At 44.7% G+C, this 19863-nt stretch carries 19 protein-coding genes; 2 read left to right on the forward strand and 17 right to left on the reverse strand.

Going from position 1 to position 19863, the window contains the following annotated elements; all coding sequences use genetic code 11:
- Positions 1–12 precede the first annotated feature (12 nt).
- Positions 13–327 carry a YerC/YecD family TrpR-related protein gene (locus AC20OE_RS15505; protein WP_024424524.1) on the reverse strand — a complete coding sequence of 105 codons (315 nt, stop codon included), beginning with the start codon at positions 325–327 and terminating at the stop codon, positions 13–15.
- 561 nt (positions 328–888) lie between these two features.
- Complete coding sequence (locus AC20OE_RS15510; RefSeq protein ID WP_487268975.1) at positions 889–2631, reverse strand: adenine deaminase C-terminal domain-containing protein; 1743 nt, start codon at positions 2629–2631, stop codon at positions 889–891.
- 125 nt (positions 2632–2756) lie between these two features.
- On the opposite strand from AC20OE_RS15510, the gene AC20OE_RS15515 reads away from it, so the two are divergent.
- Entirely contained in the window at positions 2757–2978 is a 222-nt protein-coding gene (locus AC20OE_RS15515) for a YgaP family membrane protein (RefSeq protein WP_247544680.1), read from the forward strand.
- Positions 2979–3010: 32 nt separating this feature from the next.
- On the opposite strand, the gene AC20OE_RS15520 is transcribed toward AC20OE_RS15515, so the two are convergent.
- Genes AC20OE_RS15520 through AC20OE_RS15535 form a run of 4 tightly spaced genes read right to left on the reverse strand, consistent with a single transcriptional unit; the run spans position 3011 to position 6995 of the window.
- Positions 3011–4276 (reverse strand): peptidase, encoded by a 1266-nt coding sequence (locus tag AC20OE_RS15520; RefSeq protein WP_458209734.1) that lies wholly within the window; start codon positions 4274–4276, stop codon positions 3011–3013.
- A 14-nt stretch (positions 4277–4290) separates the two neighbouring features.
- Positions 4291–4956, reverse strand: coding sequence for a 3-oxoacid CoA-transferase subunit B (locus AC20OE_RS15525; RefSeq protein ID WP_047202795.1), 666 nt, complete (start codon positions 4954–4956; stop codon positions 4291–4293).
- Positions 4932–5618, reverse strand: coding sequence for a CoA transferase subunit A (locus AC20OE_RS15530; protein ID WP_487268976.1), 687 nt, complete (start codon positions 5616–5618; stop codon positions 4932–4934). Before AC20OE_RS15530 ends, AC20OE_RS15525 begins: the two co-directional genes overlap by 25 nt.
- A 12-nt stretch (positions 5619–5630) precedes the next feature.
- Positions 5631–6995, reverse strand: a complete 1365-nt coding sequence (locus AC20OE_RS15535) for an aspartate aminotransferase family protein (protein WP_487268977.1) — start codon at positions 6993–6995, stop codon at positions 5631–5633.
- A gap of 191 nt (positions 6996–7186) precedes the next feature.
- Here AC20OE_RS15535 and AC20OE_RS15540 point away from each other — a divergent pair, with 191 nt between their 5' ends.
- The gene (locus AC20OE_RS15540) at positions 7187–8845 is read left to right on the forward strand and encodes a PucR family transcriptional regulator (RefSeq protein ID WP_107164015.1); all 1659 of its coding nucleotides are present in this window, start codon (positions 7187–7189) and stop codon (positions 8843–8845) included.
- On the opposite strand, the gene ablB is transcribed toward AC20OE_RS15540, so the two are convergent.
- The 11 genes from ablB to purC all read right to left on the reverse strand — a co-directional run bounded on the left by ablB (position 8840) and on the right by purC (position 19826).
- Positions 8840–9685 (reverse strand): putative beta-lysine N-acetyltransferase, encoded by an 846-nt coding sequence (gene ablB / locus AC20OE_RS15545; protein WP_251181382.1) that lies wholly within the window; start codon positions 9683–9685, stop codon positions 8840–8842. The genes AC20OE_RS15540 and ablB overlap by 6 nt on opposite strands.
- A 14-nt stretch (positions 9686–9699) precedes the next feature.
- Positions 9700–9900: a hypothetical protein gene (locus tag AC20OE_RS15550; RefSeq protein WP_144495399.1), complete on the reverse strand. Its 201-nt coding sequence runs from the start codon at positions 9898–9900 to the stop codon at positions 9700–9702.
- A gap of 111 nt (positions 9901–10011) precedes the next feature.
- Positions 10012–11286 (reverse strand): phosphoribosylamine--glycine ligase, encoded by a 1275-nt coding sequence (purD, locus tag AC20OE_RS15555; protein WP_338594190.1) that lies wholly within the window; start codon positions 11284–11286, stop codon positions 10012–10014.
- A gap of 12 nt (positions 11287–11298) precedes the next feature.
- On the reverse strand, positions 11299–12837 hold the full coding sequence (gene purH, locus AC20OE_RS15560; RefSeq protein ID WP_039176947.1) for a bifunctional phosphoribosylaminoimidazolecarboxamide formyltransferase/IMP cyclohydrolase: 1539 nt from the start codon (positions 12835–12837) through the stop codon (positions 11299–11301).
- Between the two features lie 15 nt (positions 12838–12852).
- A complete protein-coding gene (gene purN / locus AC20OE_RS15565) occupies positions 12853–13422 on the reverse strand; it encodes a phosphoribosylglycinamide formyltransferase (RefSeq protein WP_039176945.1) in 570 nt (189 codons plus the stop codon).
- Positions 13419–14459, reverse strand: a complete 1041-nt coding sequence (gene purM, locus AC20OE_RS15570) for a phosphoribosylformylglycinamidine cyclo-ligase (protein ID WP_039176942.1) — start codon at positions 14457–14459, stop codon at positions 13419–13421. The genes purN and purM overlap by 4 nt, the downstream gene beginning before the upstream one ends.
- A 96-nt stretch (positions 14460–14555) precedes the next feature.
- The gene (gene purF, locus AC20OE_RS15575; RefSeq protein ID WP_039183010.1) at positions 14556–15986 is read right to left on the reverse strand and encodes an amidophosphoribosyltransferase; all 1431 of its coding nucleotides are present in this window, start codon (positions 15984–15986) and stop codon (positions 14556–14558) included.
- Positions 15962–18193 carry a phosphoribosylformylglycinamidine synthase subunit PurL gene (gene purL / locus AC20OE_RS15580; RefSeq protein ID WP_487268978.1) on the reverse strand — a complete coding sequence of 744 codons (2232 nt, stop codon included), beginning with the start codon at positions 18191–18193 and terminating at the stop codon, positions 15962–15964. The genes purF and purL overlap by 25 nt, the downstream gene beginning before the upstream one ends.
- The gene (gene purQ, locus AC20OE_RS15585; RefSeq protein ID WP_024424510.1) at positions 18177–18860 is read right to left on the reverse strand and encodes a phosphoribosylformylglycinamidine synthase subunit PurQ; all 684 of its coding nucleotides are present in this window, start codon (positions 18858–18860) and stop codon (positions 18177–18179) included. Before purQ ends, purL begins: the two co-directional genes overlap by 17 nt.
- Positions 18857–19111: a phosphoribosylformylglycinamidine synthase subunit PurS gene (gene purS, locus AC20OE_RS15590; protein ID WP_003214349.1), complete on the reverse strand. Its 255-nt coding sequence runs from the start codon at positions 19109–19111 to the stop codon at positions 18857–18859. The genes purQ and purS overlap by 4 nt, the downstream gene beginning before the upstream one ends.
- Entirely contained in the window at positions 19104–19826 is a 723-nt protein-coding gene (purC, locus tag AC20OE_RS15595) for a phosphoribosylaminoimidazolesuccinocarboxamide synthase (RefSeq protein WP_487268979.1), read from the reverse strand. The genes purS and purC overlap by 8 nt, the downstream gene beginning before the upstream one ends.
- Positions 19827–19863: the final 37 nt, after the last annotated feature.

The raw sequence follows: 19863 nt of genomic DNA on the forward strand, positions 1-19863 counted from the left end.
GTGAAAGCTGCTTTATTTTGTTTCGTTATTTTCCTGCTGTTCGGCTACGCGGTCAAGTGCCATCGTATAGGCATCGTTGCCGTAGTTTAAGCAGCGTTTGACACGTGAGATGGTTGCAGTGCTTGCACCTGTTTCCGTCTCAATTTTATGATACGTGTTTCCCTCGCGAAGCATACGTGCTACTTCAAGACGCTGTGATAAAGATTGGATTTCATTGATGGTACACAAATCATCAAAGAATCGATAACATTCTTCCAGGTCTTTAAGGGATAAGATGGAGTTGAATAACTGATCTAAACTTTTGCCCCTTAATTTATCAATTTGCATCTTAATACATCTTCTCCTTTACTATTGCCACACCGCTTTGCACGATCTTCTTCTAAGAAAGCGGTATCTTTCCTGACTAATTTTTTTAAAACCTCAGCAATGAGCTTTGAACAGATCATGACAGGTTTGGTTCTACGCTGAAAATGCCGTCAGGTTCTTTCGTAAGCCGAAGCTTCTTTATCGTAAACAAATTCGACAAGTTCTGTCATTTTCCTTGTATGACAATCTGACAAACTTGTTTGCTTCCTGTATAAAGATGACTTCTGCTTGGTTAGGTCTTCTGCCCTAATATATAGACTTTGCGGAAAGCTCAGCGAGACCCACAAATATGCGCCCCGCCTTGCTCGATCATTCAAAATATGTTGGCCGGTCAGCGTAACCGACAGAATCATTTTACAATTAGAGTACTTCATTCGTCATGTCAAAGCCCTCTGCTTTGTCAACAGCTCCACATAAGATCATGATCACTTACATGGCAGTGAAGAGAACCATAGCTCACTTCTGCCCTATAACAGCAGTCAGAAATGCGGCAAAGATGATACAGCTCCACTCTGTTATATTTTAACGCATTATAGACGGAAAGAGTACAGTTTTTTTCATGACATCAAATATTCCTCTTGGCGTCACTCGAATATATGGCAAATGTGTACTTTGGAAAAAGACAAGTGTATCAATTGGGCAGTCAAATGGATAGCCGCGCTCAATGAGCAGCTCGCGTAATGTTTGTTCCTGCTGAAGAACAGTCTCAAATGGTTCAGCCGATGCACAGCCTGATAATTGCAGCGGGATTTCATGCAAAATTTTCCCGTTCTCTGTGAGGACGATTCCCCCGCCAATTTCTTTCATCCGCTTATGTGCCAGCATCATATCCTCTTTATTTTTCCCGATCACTAAAATGTCACCCGTGAGCGAAAATGAGCTGACAAAGCCTTGCACTTTGTTTGCGAATCCTTTTAGCATCGTATTCACACGCCACTCGCCTTTTCGGTCAATTAGGCTAAAGAAGCTTTGATCATGGTCACATGACAGCTGGTTGATTGAGTTATCAATTTCCACTGTATAAGGCTCCATGATGACGGCATTTCTCATCTTCACACCTAGCGGCATAGAGAATTGCAAATCACTCATCGTCAGATCATACCCCAAATCTAATGGAAGAAGCCCGCCATTTTCCCATTTTGTTTCTTGGAATTGATGCTGGTTCTCGCCATCTAATTTGAGGATAATCCCTTTAGATATGACCGTTTCAGGATTTGGGTTCATTGGATCATCTAAAATATTCAAAGAAGCCAGCCGTCCAGGACCGACAACGCCTAATAAGTCATCAATTTGATGGTATTTTGCAATGTTAAATGTCGCCATATTATACGCATCAATGATCGGCACGCCTTCTTCAAGGGCGATCGAAATCAAGCGGTTAATCATGCCTTCCTCATAAAAGTGAGGAGCAGCACCATCTGTTGTATAGAAAAAGTGGTCATAGTGTCTAAAATCACGCTCATGCAATTCTCTTAAAATGTTCACTAAATCTGGGCGGATGGAAGAATGCCGCAATGAAACATGATAGCCAAGGGACAAGCGTTTTAACACATCGTCCGCATTCATCGCTTCATGATCACTGTCCGCGCCAAACAGCTTCATTTTTGTTAGCGTTTTCTCAGAAGCTCCAGGGAAATGCCCTTCAATTCGTTTTCTCTGCTTCTTCGTTTCTTGCATGCAATATAAAATGAGATCATCACCGTCCATCAATCTTGGCCAGCTTGTTAATTCGCCGCCTTGAAGGACGTCAGGATGATCAATCCATTCCTTCCGGTAGTTGACAGGCAGCATCTCATCTTCATATCTGACTTCCGTTTGAAGATCGTATCTGGACCACCAGAAATACTGAAATGGCTGCTTTTTTAATTCACACAGAGTGGAAAGCGCTTTCTTTTCATTGCTTTGCAAAAGAAGAAATAAGTTATCGCTGACCATTGTTGTTGTGCCAAATTGAGACACATATTCTGCAAGTGATTGGGGATTATAAATATGGAACGGGTGCGCGTGAGGCTCTATATACCCAGGCACAATGTATTTCCCTTCACAATCAATCACACGTTTAGCTGATTTATTTTGAGGAAGCTCTGCTCCGACATAAACAATTCGATCATCATGTATCCAAATATTTGCCTTCACCCATTGCTTCAAAAACGGGTTAAGCACGAGTCCATTCGTTAAAAGGAGTGTTGGAACTATTTTTGAGTCGACTACATCGATTTGTGTGCGGATGTCATTATTTCTCCAATTAAAAGTACGTTCGGACATTCACATACTCTCCTTCATTTGTATTAGCCCTATCGTAACATAACGAACCACGTTACGCATTAATGAAACGTTACAATTTCTTGAAATCACACTTAAAATAATTTAAAAAAGGAGATTCACCTTCAATGAAACCTAATCTCGGCTTAATGGAAGCGCTCATTAGAATTGCCTGCGGAATGACAATATGTACTGTAGCTGGATCCTTATATGCTAGAAAACCATGGAGTAAAATGCTGCTTTTGGGCATCATGTTTGGCGGTATGAAACTAGGATCTGGCATTCTTCGTTTTTGTCCAGTGACATATATGTGTGAGCAGCAAAACACACATAAAGAGAAGGCTGAGTAAGGCAGCCTTCTTTTTTTGTGATCATTTTCATCTCATTCCGCTGCTTCACACCATTCGACCATTGTCCCTGCAATAATTTCTGCTGCTTCTATCACATGCTCAATGTCGATAGATTCATTCGGAAAATGGGCAAGCTCCGTTGTTCCAGGTCCAAACACGATAATGGGAATACCTGCTGCCTGTGACAGTAATCCGCCGTCAGTTCCCCAAGGGGCGGCTTCGATCTTCGGCGGCTGCTTCATGACCGCTTCATATTGTTCCTTCAATAAACCTAAAAGCGGATGATCCGTATCGATTGAACCCGGTAGCCATCTTGCACCAAACCATTCGACCTCAACAGGATGCTCTTGGAACCATTCATCTTTTTCTCCGAGTTCTGCCATCCAATTTTCTAGTTCCTTTTCTGCCTGTTCTACTGTCTCACCCGGCATCACCCCGAGCCTGCCTTCCATTGTGACAAGGTCTGCTACAGAGGATGGCCAATCACCGCCTTGAATTTTCCCGATATTGATCGGAATTGGAATTGGAATATGCTGAAACAGCGGCTCCGTGATTCGCTGATTTCTTTCTTCTTCTAGTGCTGCTATATGTGAAAGGACAATCGTACTCTTTTCAATAGCAGAAACGCCGTGATATCTTGTTCCTCCATGAGCAGCCCTTCCTTTAATATGCAGTCTGAACCATTTAGATCCTTGCTGAATCGGAAAGATTTTCATATGACTTGGCTCTGGAATGATGGCTGCATCTGCTGTATATCCTCTCTGTATGGCTGCAAGGGTGCCTGCACCGCCGCTCTCTTCTTCAACAACACTATGAAACACGACATCTCCCTTCAGCGGAATCTGAAGTGCATGCAGTGCCTCAAGTGCAAAGAGTAAAGAAACGTTTCCACCTTTCATATCTGTTGCCCCGCGTCCATAAAGTCTCCCGTTTATGATATGCCCGCTGTAGGGCGGATATGTCCATTGTTTGTGATCTCCTGCTGGGACAACATCCACATGCCCATTTAATAAAATAGATTTGCCGCCGCCTTTTCCTTTCAATCGTCCGGCGACATTAGGACTTCCTTTAAAAGAACGCCTTGGGGAATAAAAATACGGGTGGTTCAGCAAGTCATCTCCGCCAATGTCCCATATGTCGACATCAAAGCCAATGGCAGAAAGTTTATTTGCTACGATTTGCTGTACTTCTTGCTCATTCCCTTGTGTGCTGTCACATTGCACCATTTGCTGAAGAAGCGTTACGGCTTCCTCCTTATGCTCTTTCATCCAGTTTCTGATACGTGTGGTTGGCTGCAAGTCAGTCATCCTTTCTACACAACAGATTTGACATCAGGCGCTAAAATGAGCGGCGCCTCTGTCGCCCTCATGACATCTTCCGGCTGAAACGGCGGCATGACTTCACGCAAAATGAGCAGCTGTGATTTGACCTCAATGACTGCCATATCTGTAATAATCAGATCCACACAAGACTTAGCTGTTAAAGGTAGCGTGCAGGCGGCTTTTATCTTAGATTGTCCGTGTTTATCAAGGTGGCTCATCACGACCACTACCTTTTTCGCTTTTTGCGCGAGTTCAATCGCTCCGCCCATACCCGGTACTCGTTTACCCGGTACAATCCAATTCGCAAGATCCCCCTGACTGCTGACTTCAAGTGCACCTAAAATCGTCATATCCAGCATCCCTTTGCGAATGATGCCAAAAGCGGTTGTGCTGTCCATATATGAGCCGCCTTTTGTTAATGTAATAGGGAAACCTCCGGCATTGCACAAATTCGGATCTTCTTCCCCTCGTGCTGGTGAAGCGCCTGCTCCCATAATGCCGTTTTCTGCATGCAGCCACACCTCGTAATGTGCTGGGATGTATTCAGCTGCAAGGGTTGGGATGCCGATCCCAAGATTGACGATCATCCCATCTTCAATTTCCTGTGCCGCACGTTTCGCTATGCGGTGTCTTAAATCGATGTCTCCCATGCCCATGTCCAGTTCACTCCTTTTGATTGCACGATCTGGTTCACAAATACGCCTGGCGTCACAATTTCCTCTGGATGAAGCCTGCCCACAGGCACAATCTCTTCTACTTCTGCAATGGTCCAGTCTCCTGCCATCGCCACAATCGGGTTTGTATTCCGTGCACTTTTATCAAAAATCAGGTTCCCTGCTTCATCTGCTTTGAGGGCATTCACAATTGCAATATCCGCAGTCAGTGCAGGCTCAAGAATATACTTCTTTCCACCTAGCGGAACCAATTGTTTCTCATCAAGATTGAGGCTATCCATGCCGACATCTGTCACAATGCCCGCTAAACCCATACCGCCTGCCCTGATCTTTTCCGCTAGGATGCCCTGCGGGTAAAAAAGAACGTCTAGTGTACCCGCCTGCATTTTCTGCCCGGCAATTGGATTAGAGCCAATATGTGAAGCAATGATTTTCTTCACTCTTCCTTCTGTGATCAGCCTGCCAATACCAATTTGCGGGAAGCCTGCATCGTTTCCGATCAATATCAGGTCTTTGATATTGGCTTCTAGGATGGCATCGATCAATGATGGCGGTGAGCCCACACCGCCAAACCCGCCAAACATGATAGTCATTCCGTCTCTAAAATGCGTGATGACTTCATCAAAGTTCGCTGTTTTGTCCATTATCTTTCCTCCCTACATCGCAGATGGGAAAAACCCTCGATTGATGACTTCTTGTTCAACCTGCGTCATTGTCTGCCCGAATAAATGAATGAGTTCATCCATCTCCTGCTGCGTGATGGAAAGCGGCGGTGCGATCATGATTGCTGCACCTCCTACGCCATCCTCTCCAGCGTTTGCTGGGTAAACAAGCAACCCATTCTGCTTGGCCGTCTCCACAACTAAATGCGTTATTTGAGCATGGGCAGGAAATGGTGTTTTTGATAATCGGTCTGCGACAAACTCAATGCCAATGAGCAGTCCCTTTCCTCTCACATCTCCTATAATGGAATGTTTTGATTGCAAATCCTTTAATGCATTCATTAAATATCGGCCAGACAAATCAGCCCGTTCTGAAAGCTGGTGTTTTTTCATATATCGAATGACAGCCAGTGAGACGGCTGCTGAAAGCGGATTGCCGCTATATGTGTGGCCTGCCATCACAGAGCCCGAACCGCTGAGAATCGGTGCAATCACATGATCCGCTGAGACAGCTGCCGCAATTGGTGAATAGCCGGCGCTCATGCCTTTTCCGAGTACCATAATATCTGGTACGACGCCCCAATGTTCCATGGCAAACATTTTCCCAGTTCGTCCAAAGCCTGTCATGACTTCATCTGCAATCATTAAAATATCGTTTTCCTCACAAACTCGCTTCATCGCCTCAAAATATCCATCTGGCGGTACAAGTGCCGCGCCCGCTGCTCCAACAATCGGCTCTGCAATAAAAGCCGCAATCCTCTCTTTTCCTATACGCTGAATGACGGTTTTAAATTCCTGGACATACCATTCGACCTGCTTGCTATCTTCCTTTGGCAGCCATGAACGGTAGCTATATGGCGGAGACAGCACCGGGTGTTTTTCGAGCAGTGGTTCAAAGCGCTCTCTCCTTGCAATATGTCCTGACATCGACAGCGCACCAAGTGTGATGCCGTGATAACTCATCCATCTTGAGATGATGTGATTCTTCTCAGCCTTCCCCTGCTCCTGCCAATGCTGAATGGCAATTTTCATGGCGGTCTCTGTTGCCTCTGATCCGCTTCCGACAAAAAAAGACCAGTTCAGGTTCCCTGGGCAGAGTGTACTCAATTCATAGGCAAGTTCTTCTGCTGGTTCATTTGTGAATTGTGATCTGTACGTAAAGCTCACCTTTTTCGCTTGCTCTGTCATGGCATCAATGATGTCTCTTATGCCATGTCCAATACTTGCCGTGACAGCACCAGATGAGCCGTCTAAATATTTTTTCCCGTCCCGATCATATAAATAAATCCCCTCTCCTTTCACAGCCACAGGATAATGCTGATTCAACATTGGTTTGATTAAGTAATCCCGGGTCTCCACTTTGTCATTCCTCCCTCTCTCGTCAGCAGCTGCATCTTTCTTTTTTCATGAATCGCAAGAAAATTTTGTATACTTGTTATAAGATTAGCTTAATCAAGAGGGCAGTCATCCTCCATTCGCCACATGCCCGAATTTCACACGTATTTTTTATACATCGTGTATAAGAGTGTTCAAAAGGAGGTCATGAGTCTATGGCGATTCTCGTCAAAGATGCACTCTCGCTCGATATCATGAAGGAAACAAAGCTACTTGCTGGAGAAAATGGACTGGACCGCCTCATTCAGTGGGTGACCATCGTGGAAATTATCGAAGATACTTCCAGGCTTTCAGAAGGAGAGCTGCTTGTCACAACCGGCTTTGGGCTTGCAGACAATAGGGAAAGGCGCGCCCGGCTTGAAGAACTGATTCAATCTGATCGTCTATCCGCCATTGCCATTTATAAAGGCGTGTACTTAACGGAAATTCCTGCATCACTGATTGAAGCTGCCAAAAACAGCGGCATTCCACTCATCGAGATTCCTTCACATGTCAACTTCTCAGACATTACAAAAGCCGTTCTAGAGCAAATCGTCAGCAGCCAGCTCCACCAGCTTAAATATTCTTCAGCCATTCACCAAAGACTGACTCATTTAAATGTCAGCAATAAAAATGTCACACAAATTACAGATGAGCTGGCACATCTCACTTCGGCAAACATCGTTGTGCTTGATGTTTTTTTACACCAAACAGCATCTCACCTCATAAAAGATGAAGTGACGTACTCTCCTGCTTTTGGCTTTCTGACAGATCATGAACCAATCGAAACGACGCCTCTTCTCAAGCAGGCTGAGGAGAAAGGACGGCTCGTTTATGACACGTGCGGTGCGTTTGTCCTTGCTGCATGTCCGGTGATTGCAATGGGTGATATTTTCGGGTTTATTGTGTCTTTGAAGAGAAAGGATGCGTGGCATCATCTCGACGCGATTGCCATCGAGCATGCCGGAGCCGTGTATGCGATTGAATGGCTGAAGCAAAAAGCCATTCAAGATACAGAAAACCAAATGCAAGGTCATTTGTTAGATGATATTTTGCAGCAGCAATACACAGAAGAAAGCTATGTCATCGAACAAGCAACAAAGCTGCAATATGATATGAGCGATGAGCAGGTGGTCATCTACTTTCAATTTCAGCATCAGCACACACAGCTCGATCACCAAATGATGCAGCGCCTATCTCAATTGCTCACGTCGATATTTGAACGCAGACATATTCCTTTTTTACTTAAGACAAGGCTCGATTCCATTTTTGTTCTTACCCCCGCAGGAAAAAAAGCGTTTCAAGAAGCGGAGTGGTATCGCGCAGCAGAAGAGTGCCGGAGCACTTGGTCTTATTTTTTTCCCGTCCATCCGATCGTGATTGGCATTGGGAGAGCCTATGACCAGATTGGTCTCTTTGCAAAAAGCGCGAAGGAAGCACAGTATGCAGCAAGGCTTCTTCCGCTTTTAAAGACCGACGAATGCATCATTCATTATCAGAAGCTCGGCTTATACGGGATGCTTCTTGAAATGAATGAAGCGGGTATGAATTTGCATGACTTTTACGTGGAGCTGTTAAGTCCTTTGCTTTATACGAAAAAACAGGGAGCTGACCTGATCCATACACTCGAAGTGTATTTGGCCCACAATGAAAATATTCAAAAATCTGCGGGAGAATTGTTTATTCACAGACATACATTAAGCTACCGGCTGAAACAAATTGAAACGAGAACAGGCTGCAGCCTCAAATCCACGGATGATCGGATGAAGCTGCAGCTCAGTATCATGGCGTACCGCCTATCTGGTCTGCTTGATCAGATGAGAACCATTTCATGATTCATTCGGCGTTTTCACCCATAGATTCATATCTTCAATTTTGTCAAAAATATAGCAGTTGTTTTGGAAACGCCCGGTATACGTATAGCCGAGCTGATAAAACACTTGGTTCATTCCATAAGACAGTGCACGTGCGAGAGAATAAAAGACATAGATGTGCATGGATTGAAGTTCTTTTTCGAGTGCTAGAATCAAATGATGCATGAATCCTAGTTTTCTGTATGATGGAAGGGTCGCACAATCTGTTAATTCCGCATGACCATACGGCTCATTGATTTCAGCGGATGCTGCACTCACAATGTGACCGTCATGTTCAACGGCATAAAAGACGGTCCCTTCCTCCATCACCTTTTGGATGTAATCTGGCTCATTCATTGGCGTAGGATACGTTTCAAAAACGGTATCATAGAGCTTTGCCAGCTTGTGAATATCCTGCGTATCCGCTTTCCTCATCACATACTCATCCTGCCACGTGCCTTGATCTTTTTTGAGAGGCTTTTCTTGAATAGACGCAACAATTTCATCTTCCTTCAGCCAATACGGGCTGTTCATCCGATCCTCCGTCAGAAAGAGAGACATGCCGTACGCATCACTTCCAAGAAAATAATGAGAAAACACGCCTTCAAGCCGAAAGCCTTTTTCTAAAAAAAGAGACATATGCTCACGCCTGACTTTCACAATGACCTTAGAAGCCTTACAGTCCGCCGCTTCCTGAAGAACCGACTGAATCACATCCCGCACCCTGCCGCTATAGTCATCCAAACGGATTCGCTCATTAAATGAATCCATACAGATCGAGGCAGAAAAACGCTCGTTCGCAAGTTCCTTCAATTGCACCATATACTCATCCTCTCTTATAAATCAGCTAATAAAAAAATCCAAATGGAACATGAAACAATGACGATACCAGAAAAAATCGACATGATCATATACCTAATGGCTGAGCCTTTTTTGGCTTTGTTTTGCTTTCTCGCTTCATACATGATGAGATTTGAGAACAGTATAAATAAAATAAGTAATACGATGGCAAATAGAATGATTCCTTGAATGACCATGCTGCCTCCTCATAAATTCGTCATCCCATATTACTTCTTCATATTCGAGCATCATCCCTTCTCATGAACAAAAAACACCTTTCCATCTCGTCAGATAGAAAGGTGTTTTGATTAAACGTTTTTCCCCGCAGCCTTCAGCGCACGGGCACCGATGTCACGGCGATAAAATAGACCTGGCTGTATGATTTCTTCAACCGCCTCATACACTCTTGATCTTGCCGATTCAAATGTGTCGTCAAATGCGGTCACATTCGCTACACGTCCGCCATTTGTGACGAATTGATTGTTTTCTTTTTTTGTTCCTGCGTGGAAGGTCACGACATCAGAGACAGTCGTTTGCAAGGTACCGATTGGTGTGCCTTTTGCATAGTCTTCTGGGTATCCTTCTGATGCAAGAACCACACTGACAGCCGCAGTGTCTTTCCACTGTAAGTCCACATCTTTTCCATCAAGAACATCGAGAAATACTTGAACTAGATCTGATTGTAGACGAGGGAGAACCACTTGCGTTTCAGGGTCGCCAAAGCGTGCATTGAATTCAATGACCTTTGAGCCTTCTGGTGTCAGCATTAAGCCAGCATATAAAATGCCTGTAAATGGACGCCCTTCCTGCACCATAGCGCGAGCTGCCGGTTTGACGACGTCCTCCACCGCTTTTTGGACGACTTCATCTGGAATTTGCGGAACTGGTGAATAAGCGCCCATTCCGCCTGTATTCGGCCCTTTGTCATCTTCAAAGGCCCGTTTGTGATCCTGCGCAATCACCATTGGGTACACCTTTTCTCCATTGACAAAGGCCATGAGTGAAAATTCTTCGCCTGTTAAAAATTCTTCGATAACAACAGATGCACTGGCATCGCCAAACTTTTCATCCTCTAAGAAATCATGCAGACAGTCGATCGCCTCTTCAAGTGTCATCGCGACTGTCACACCTTTTCCTGCGGCGAGACCGTCTGCTTTAATCACAATCGGCGCACCCTTTTCTTCCACATATGCCTTCGCTTCTTCAAACGATGTGAAGGTAGCATAAGCGGCTGTTGGGATATCATAATTTTTCATTAAGTCTTTTGCAAATTCCTTTGAGCCTTCAATGACCGCAGCTTTTGCATTCGGTCCAAATACTTTTAGACCTGCTTCTTCAAATGCATCAACGACACCTGCGATTAAAGGAACCTCTGGACCGACAATGGTTAAGCCGATTTCGTTTTCTTTTGCAAAACGAATTAATGCCTCATGATCGCCTTCGTCGATTGGTACAAGCTTCGCAGCATCTGTCATTCCATCATTGCCGGGTGCGACAAATACTTGGCTGACAAGTTCACTTTGATTCACTTTCCATGCGATGGTATGCTCTCTTCCGCCTCTGCCGATAATTAGTACGTTCACACTGTCATCCCCTTAATGTTTGAAATGTCTAACGCCAGTGAAGACCATGGCGATGCCGTATTCATCTGCCTTTTGAATCGATTCTTCATCACGAATAGATCCGCCTGGCTGAATGATCGCTGTTACGCCTGCCTTTGCAGCAGCTTCCACTGTATCGCCCATTGGGAAGAACGCATCAGAGCCTAGTGCGCTTCCTTTTGCCTTTTCACCTGCTTGCTCAATCGCAATGTTCGCTGAGCCGACACGGTTCATTTGTCCAGCGCCGATCCCTGCTGTCATTTGATCTTTCGCAAGAACAATGGCATTTGATTTCACATGCTTGACCACTTTCCAAGCAAGCTTTAAGTCTTTCCATTCGTCTTCTGTTGGTTCTCTTTTCGTTGGAATAGAGATCGTTGCTTCCTCTAAGCCGTACGTATCAATATCCTGAACAAGCAATCCGCCATGGACACTTGTCAGCTGTTTTTCTTTTTTCCCGAGATCCGCTTCTACATCTAATGTTAATAGACGAAGATTCTTTTTCGACGTTAACACGTCAAGTGCTTCTTGGCTGAACGAAGGAGCGATGACAATTTCCAAGAAAATTGTATGCAGCACGTCAGCCGTTTGTTTGTCTACTTCACGGTTAAGTGCCACAATGCCGCCAAAAATAGAAGTTTCGTCTGCCTTGAACGCTCGGTCAAATGCTTCTGCAATCGTTTCTCCTGTACCAACGCCGCACGGGTTCATATGCTTCACAGCAACAGCGGCCGGCTCCGTGAATTCTCGTACAATTTGGAGTGCTGCATCTGCATCTTTAATATTGTTATAGGAAAGCTCTTTTCCATGTAATTGCTTTGCAGTAGCCAACGAACCTTTCGCTGGAAGTGCATTTTCATAGAAAGTCGCCGCTTGGTGCGGGTTTTCTCCATAACGAAGGGATTGTTTTTTCTCAAACGTGACAGTGAACTGTTCTGGCTCTGTTTCGCCAACAAAATTCGTTAAGTAATCCGCAATTAGAGCATCGTAAGCAGCCGTATGACGGAATACCTTTGCAGCAAGCTCACGCTTTTTCTCTAGTGACACGCCGCCTTCTTTGATTTGCTGAATGACTGTATCATAATCACGAGGATCGACAATCACTGTGACGTCTTGATGGTTTTTTGAAGCTGCACGAAGCATTCCCGGTCCGCCAATATCAATGTTTTCAATCGCTTCTTCATATGTCACATCGTCTTTTGAGATCGTCTCTTTGAATGGATAGAGATTCACGACAACTAGATCAATCGGCTGAATGCCATGCTTTTCAATCTGTGCCATATGCTCATCGTTTTCTCTCACTGCTAAAAGTCCGCCATGAATGTTCGGGTGAAGTGTTTTGAGTCGTCCGTCCATGATTTCAGGGAATCCAGTGACTTCTGAAATCCCAATGACATCAATGCCGTTCTCTTGAAGAAGCTTGTGTGTACCTCCAGTTGAAATCACTTCAACACCAAGTTCTGTTAATTCTTTCACAAAAGGTACAAGATTCGTTTTATCGGAAACACTGATTAATGCGCGTTTGATCGTCATGCCTTCGTCACCTCATTAAGATAATTCTAAAAGTGATTTGATCACTTTTGGATATAGTGTGTGTTCTAGTTCATGCATTCTTTTTTCAATCGATTTAAGCTCTTCCCCTTGTTCGATGTAAATCGACGCTTGGTCAATGATCGGACCTGTATCCATGCCTTCATCGACAAAATGGACAGTGATGCCTGCCACTTTGACGCCTGCTTGATAGGCTTGACCAATGGCATCAAGCCCTGGGAAGGCTGGCAGCAAGGACGGATGGATATTAACAATTTTCCCTCTAAATGCTTCAAGTAATGTCGGACCAATCAGTCTCATATACCCAGCAAGGAAAACCCATTCCACTTCATGCAGCCTAAGCTGTTCAATGATCGTTTGTTCAAAAGCGGCTTTATTCGGAAAAGCCTTCGGGGTAAATGCAAAGGAGGGAATGCCCTCTTTCTCAGCACGCTCCAGCACCTTTGCCCCCGGTTTATCACAAATCACAATGGCGGCCTCTGCCTGCCACTGTTCCTTTTTTAATGTATCAATAATGGCTTGAAAATTCGTCCCGCTTCCAGAGGCGAAGATCGCAAACTTCTTCATGAGAGGCTTCCACCGCCGAATGTGACACCTTCTCCTTTTTGAACACGGCCGATGAGAAAAGCTTTCTCTCCGTCTTCTTCAAGTCCTCTGATCACTTCGACAAGGTCATCTTCTTTTACGGCTAAGACAAAACCAATGCCCATATTAAACACATTGAACATTTCTTCAGCCTTTAACTGTCCTTTTTCTTGAATAAAGGAGAAAATTGGCGGTACTGGCCATGAGCCGTTATCAATCTCAACGCCAAGCCCTTCAGGCAGCATACGTGGTAAATTTTCAATAAAGCCGCCGCCTGTCACATGTGCCATACCGTCAACCTTACCGGCTTTCACTTGTTTAAGAACAGGCTTCACATAAATTTTGGTCGGTTCAAGAAGCTCTTCTCCAAGCGGTCTTGTAAAAGGCTCATACGTTTGATGAAGGTCAAGACCAGCGTCTTCAAGCAATACTTTACGAACGAGAGAGTACCCATTGCTATGAATTCCGCTTGAGCTGAGTCCAATCAGCAAGTGTCCTTCTTTGATGCTCTCTCCTGTCACGATTTCATCCTTTTCAACGACGCCTACTGAAAAACCAGCAATATCATATTCATCTTCTGTATAAAGACCCGGCATTTCTGCTGTTTCTCCGCCGACAAGCGCTGAACCAGACTGCTCACAGCCGTCAGCCACACCTTTGACAATGGATTCAATTTTCAAAGGATCTGCTTTTCCGACTGCTAAGTAATCTAAGAAAAAGAGCGGTTCTGCCCCTTGTGCAAGCACATCGTTGACACACATTGCCACGGCATCGACACCGATCGTATCGTGTTGATCCATTAAAAAGGCAAGCTTTAATTTCGTTCCGACACCATCTGTTCCTGAAACAAGAACGGGCTTTTTATATGGCAGCTCAGATAAATCAAACATACCGCCAAATCCACCTAGAGCACCCATGACGCCTGCTCTTTTTGTACGTTCTACGTGTGTTTTCATTCGTTTAACGGCTTCGTATCCTGCTTCGATGTCGACACCGGCGTTTTTATATGCTTCTGACATCCCATTCACTCCTTTTAGCTGCTTCTCTTCCATTTATTTTCAGCAGAATGAAAGAGCAGCATATCAAAGCATCTTGACTGCTGCTCCTTTATTCGATTATTTCGTCAGTGCTGTTTCCTTCACATGCGGAAGAACAGTATCTTCATAAATTTCAGTCGGGTATTTCCCAGTAAAGCATGCTAAGCATTGACCGCGCTGCGGATCATCATACTTTCTGCCAATCCCGTCCATTAAACCGTCTACAGATAAAAAGGCAATGGAGTCTGCACCGATTTCCTGTCTAATTTCTTCCACTGAATGAGAAGAAGCAATCAGCTCTTCATGTGTGGACGTATCAATTCCATAAAAACACGGATGTGCAATTGGCGGTGAACTAATGCGGACATGGACTTCCGTCGCACCCGCTTCTCTTAGCATCGTCACAATGCGGCGGCTTGTTGTTCCGCGTACGATGGAATCATCCACCATCACGACACGCTTTCCTTCGACGACCCCGCGCACAGCAGACAGCTTCATGCGCACGCCCTGCTCACGCAGTGCTTGAGACGGCTGGATAAAGGTTCTGCCGACATAACGGTTTTTAATTAAACCGAGCTCATATGGAATACCTGTTGCTTCGGCATATCCAATCGCTGCAGAAATACTCGAATCTGGTACACCTGTCACAACATCTGCTTCGACATGTGCTTCCTCAGCAAGCTTTTTGCCAAGGTTCTTTCTCGCACTATGCACGTTGATGCCATTGATATTGCTGTCAGGTCTTGAGAAATAAATGTATTCCATGCTGCACATGCTGCGGTTAATATTCATGGAGAAGCGCTCAGATTTGAGGCCTTCATCATTAATGATCAGCATTTCGCCAGGCTCCACATCTCGTAAATACGTGGCGCCGACAACGTCAAATGCACATGTTTCAGAAGCAACGACATAAGCGTCCCCAAGCATACCAAGTGAAAGCGGACGTAAGCCGTTCGGATCAAGTGCCACAATCATTTCAGTTTCCGTCATAATTAAGAAAGCATATGCTCCTTTAAGCATGGACAGGGCATTTTTTATCTGCTCTTTCAATTCAATATAGCCGCTGCGCTTAATTAAATGAGCGAGCACTTCAGTGTCAGAAGATGTCTGAAATATACTCCCCTGGTTCTCTAGCTGCTGCTTTAATTGCGTTGCATTCACTAAGTTCCCATTATGAGCAAGGGCAAGACTGCCGTTGTTTTGCGAGCGGAAGAAGAGGGGCTGCACATTTTCAAAGCCGCCTCCGCCTGCTGTCGCATACCGAACGTGTCCGATTGCTCCTTTACCTTTCAAATCCTTTAGCTCACCGTTTTGAAAGACTTCCGTAATCAGTCCAAGGCCTTTATGTGCCGTCAGGTTTTCACCATCTGTTGCAATGATTCCCGCACCTTCTTGTCCTCGGTGCTGAAGACTATGCAATCCGTAATATGTGATTTGCGGGGCTTCTTCGTGTCCCCAAACCCCAAAGACGCCACACTCTTCGTTTAAGCCTCTGATTTCAGCAAGCATGGGATCGCTCCTTTCCATGCACGTTCAAGTTCGTTGACCGCTGCATGAATCCATTGTTGTCCTTCTTGATTTTTGACGGTGAATACACCATCATTTGTGACTGTTCCAACTTCTTTCGCATCTTTGACAGCCACAGCAAATGCTTCGCGGTGCTCTGGTTTCACTGTGACAACAAAACGTGACTGTGTTTCACTAAATAATGAAGCTTCGCTGTTTAAATCCATTTGGATATGAGCGCCAAGACCGTCTGTTCCAAATGTACTTTCAGCAAGTGCGACACCAAGACCGCCTTCAGACACATCGTGTGCTGATTGAACAAGTCCGTTTTGAATCGCAGCAAGAAGGGCTTCCTGACGCGTGAGCTCTACATCCAAATCAATTTCCGGTGCTTTTCCGTAAATACGGCCTTCTGTCATCTTTTGAAGCTCACTGCCTGCGAATTCTTCCTTCGTCTCACCAATCACGAAAATTACATCGCCAGCCTGCTGGAACGACTGTGTCGTAATATGCGCTGTATCTTCAACCAAACCAACCATCCCAATGACTGGTGTTGGGTAAATGGCTGTTCCATTTGATTCGTTATATAAAGAGACGTTACCACCGATAACTGGTGTGCTTAGCTTGCGGCACGCTTCGCTAATACCGTCAGCAGATTTTTCAATTTGCCAGAAAATTTCTGGTTTCTCTGGGTTACCGAAATTTAAGTTATCTGTTACTGCAAGTGGACGAGCGCCTGAGCACACAATGTTACGTGCTGCTTCTGCGACTGCGATTTTCCCGCCGACCTCTGGATCAAGGTACAGATAACGTGCGTTACAATCGGTTGTCATCGCAAGGGCTTTTTTCGTTCCACGGATTCTTAAAACGCCCGCATCAGAGCCTGGTGCAACGACTGTATTTGTCCGAACCATGTAGTCATATTGATCATAAACCCATTCTTTACTTGCAATTGTTGGCTGCTGGAGAAGCTGCTTTAACGTGTCGGCTGCATCTGTGATAGCAGGTGCTTCAACTTTTGTTTCTAAAAACTCACGGTAGTAGGCAGGCTCACTTGACGGCTTGTGATAAACCGGCGCTTCTTCTGCAAGAGCGTCAACAGGAAGCTCACATACCACTTCACCTTGATGGAGTAAACGAAGCATTTTATCGTCTGTCACATGACCGACTGATACTGCTTCAAGATCGTATTTTTCAAAAATATCAATGATTTCTTGTTCACGGCCTTTTTCAATGACCAAAAGCATTCTCTCTTGAGATTCAGACAGCATCATTTCGTATGCTGACATGCCTGTTTCACGCTGCGGGATGAGATCTAGATTCATCTCGATACCAGAACCTGCTTTACTCGCCATTTCCGCACTTGAGCTTGTTAAGCCAGCCGCTCCCATATCCTGAATCCCAACGAGTGCATCGTTTTTGATGACTTCAAGGCACGCTTCAAGCAGCAGTTTTTCCATAAACGGATCACCGACTTGAACAGCTGAGCGTTTTTCTTCTGATTCATCAGAAAATTCCTCAGATGCAAATGTTGCACCGTGAATTCCGTCACGTCCCGTTTTGGCCCCAACGTACATGACCGTGTTGCCAACACCTTTGGCCTGCCCTTTTTTGATGTCTTCATGGTTGATTAGTCCAACACACATTGCATTCACGAGCGGGTTGCCTTCATAGCTTTGATCGAAATGAACCTCTCCGCCGACTGTTGGAATTCCGATACAGTTTCCATAGCCTGCGATCCCTGCCACTACTTCTTCAAACAAGTACTTCACGCGCGGTGAAGTCAGTTCACCAAAACGAAGAGAGTTTAATACAGCAATTGGACGCGCACCCATGGAGAATACATCACGGATAATTCCGCCGACACCTGTCGCCGCTCCTTGATACGGTTCAATCGCAGATGGATGGTTATGTGATTCGATTTTAAATACAACCGCTTGATTGTCTCCAATATCAACGATTCCAGCGCCTTCCCCAGGACCTTGAAGAACGTGCTCTCCTTTTGTCGGGAATTTACTTAAAACAGGCTTTGAGTTTTTATAACTGCAATGCTCTGACCACATGACAGAAAAAATACCCGTTTCTGTGTAGTTTGGCAACCTGCCAATAATGGATTCGATTAAAGCGAATTCTTCATCACTCAATCCCATTTGCTGATACAATTTCTCTTCTTTAATTTGCTTGTGACTTGGTTCAAGCAGTAGTGACATGAGTGTCCCTCCAATTTTTCACGATAGATTGAAACAATTTAAGTCCGTCTGCGCTGCCTAGTAATGAATCAACCGCGCGCTCAGGGTGCGGCATCATGCCGAGTACATTGCCCTCTTCATTCGTTACACCTGCAATTCGATTCACACTGCCGTTAATATCGTCTCCGTAAGTGAAAGCGATTTGGCCACGTTCAATGAGCTTCGCTAAAGTGTCTTCATCACAGTAGAAGTTGCCTTCACCGTGCGCTACAGGAATCGTAATGGATTCGCCTTTTTGATAACCGCTTGTAAATTGCGTTTCGTTGTTTTCTACAATGAGTTCAACTGGTCGACAGATAAACTTCAAGTCTTTATTTCGTCTCATCGCACCCGGAAGAATGCCTAGCTCCTGAAGAATTTGGAACCCGTTACAAACACCAAGAACAGGTTTTCCTTCCTCAGCTGCTTTCTTCACCGCCGGCATGATGTTTGAGAAGCGGGCGATCGCACCACATCTTAAGTAATCCCCATAAGAGAAACCGCCTGGTACGAGTACACCGTCAAATCCGTCAAGACTCGTTTCGTCGTGCCATACATATTCAACTTGTTCACCTAACTCATCTTGAATCGCATGGTACATGTCGATATCACAGTTAGAGCCAGGCAAGACGATCACTGCAAACTTCACTGTGCGACAACCTCCTCCACCTCATAGCGGTAATCTTCAATCACCGTGTTGGCAAGTAATTTTTCGCACATTTCTTTGACGACTGTGTCTAAATCACGATCTGATTTTTCAATGACAAGCTCCATGTATTTCCCGATACGGACATCCTTTACTTCCTGATAAGACATGCTGTGCAAAGCGTGCTGCACGGCACTTCCTTGTGGATCAAGAACGCTCTCTTTTAAGCTGACAAAAATTTTCACTTTATACATGTTTATGGCCTCCAAGTCTTTTGAAAATTTCTTCGTATGCATTCGTTAAGCCGCCCAGGTTTCGTCTGAACACGTCTTTATCAAGCTTTTCGTTTGTATCTTTGTCCCAAAGCCTGCACGTATCAGGTGAAATCTCATCAGCTAGCAAAATACGATTCTCGTGATCTATTCCGAATTCAAGCTTGAAATCAATTAAATTCACATGACAGTCTGAGAAGATTTGCTTTAATTCTTCATTCACTTGTCTTGTGATCTGTTTCATTTCCTCTACCTGTTTAGGTGTGGCTGCATGTAAAATGCGAATATGATCTTCTGTAATGAGCGGATCGCCGAGTGCATCATCTTTGTAGTAAAACTCAATCAAAGGTGTGTCCAGTTTCGTTCCCTCTGGAATGCCAAGGCGTTTTGACATACTGCCCGCCACTACATTTCGTACAACGACTTCAAGCGGAACAATCTGTACCTTTTGAATGAGCTGTTCTGTTTCAGAGAGGCGTTTTACAAAGTGATTGTTGACCCCTTTTTCATGCAGCATTTGAAAGATTAAGCTTGAAATCTCGTTGTTCAGTCTGCCTTTGCCTTCGATTTCAGCTTTCTTTTCGCCGTTAAATGCTGTAGCTGAGTCTTTATATTCAACATATAAAATATGCTCGTCATCGGTCTGATAAATTCTTTTCGCTTTGCCTTCGTAGAGAAGTTCTTGTTTCACAGTCATTCAGGTTGGCCTCCTAATTTGAATGTTGGCAATTTTC

This window comes from Bacillus sp. SRI_025, assembly GCF_057592095.1.

Coding starts and splice junctions, on each gene's coding strand:
- AC20OE_RS15540 (WP_107164015.1), top strand. CDS start 7,187: ATGGCGATTCTCGTCAAAGATGCACTCTCGCTCGATATCATGAAGGAA.
- AC20OE_RS15505 (WP_024424524.1), bottom strand. CDS start 327: ATGCAAATTGATAAATTAAGGGGCAAAAGTTTAGATCAGTTATTCAAC.
- AC20OE_RS15530 (WP_487268976.1), bottom strand. CDS start 5,618: ATGGACAAAACAGCGAACTTTGATGAAGTCATCACGCATTTTAGAGAC.
- AC20OE_RS15510 (WP_487268975.1), bottom strand. CDS start 2,631: ATGTCCGAACGTACTTTTAATTGGAGAAATAATGACATCCGCACACAA.
- purL (WP_487268978.1), bottom strand. CDS start 18,193: ATGTCACTACTGCTTGAACCAAGTCACAAGCAAATTAAAGAAGAGAAA.
- ablB (WP_251181382.1), bottom strand. CDS start 9,685: ATGGTGCAATTGAAGGAACTTGCGAACGAGCGTTTTTCTGCCTCGATC.
- purN (WP_039176945.1), bottom strand. CDS start 13,422: ATGAAGAAGTTTGCGATCTTCGCCTCTGGAAGCGGGACGAATTTTCAA.
- AC20OE_RS15550 (WP_144495399.1), bottom strand. CDS start 9,900: ATGGTCATTCAAGGAATCATTCTATTTGCCATCGTATTACTTATTTTA.
- purH (WP_039176947.1), bottom strand. CDS start 12,837: ATGACGATCAAACGCGCATTAATCAGTGTTTCCGATAAAACGAATCTT.
- purC (WP_487268979.1), bottom strand. CDS start 19,826: ATGACTGTGAAACAAGAACTTCTCTACGAAGGCAAAGCGAAAAGAATT.
- AC20OE_RS15525 (WP_047202795.1), bottom strand. CDS start 4,956: ATGGGCATGGGAGACATCGATTTAAGACACCGCATAGCGAAACGTGCG.
- purS (WP_003214349.1), bottom strand. CDS start 19,111: ATGTATAAAGTGAAAATTTTTGTCAGCTTAAAAGAGAGCGTTCTTGAT.
- purM (WP_039176942.1), bottom strand. CDS start 14,459: ATGTCAGAAGCATATAAAAACGCCGGTGTCGACATCGAAGCAGGATAC.
- AC20OE_RS15515 (WP_247544680.1), top strand. CDS start 2,757: ATGAAACCTAATCTCGGCTTAATGGAAGCGCTCATTAGAATTGCCTGC.
- purF (WP_039183010.1), bottom strand. CDS start 15,986: ATGCTTGCTGAAATCAGAGGCTTAAACGAAGAGTGTGGCGTCTTTGGG.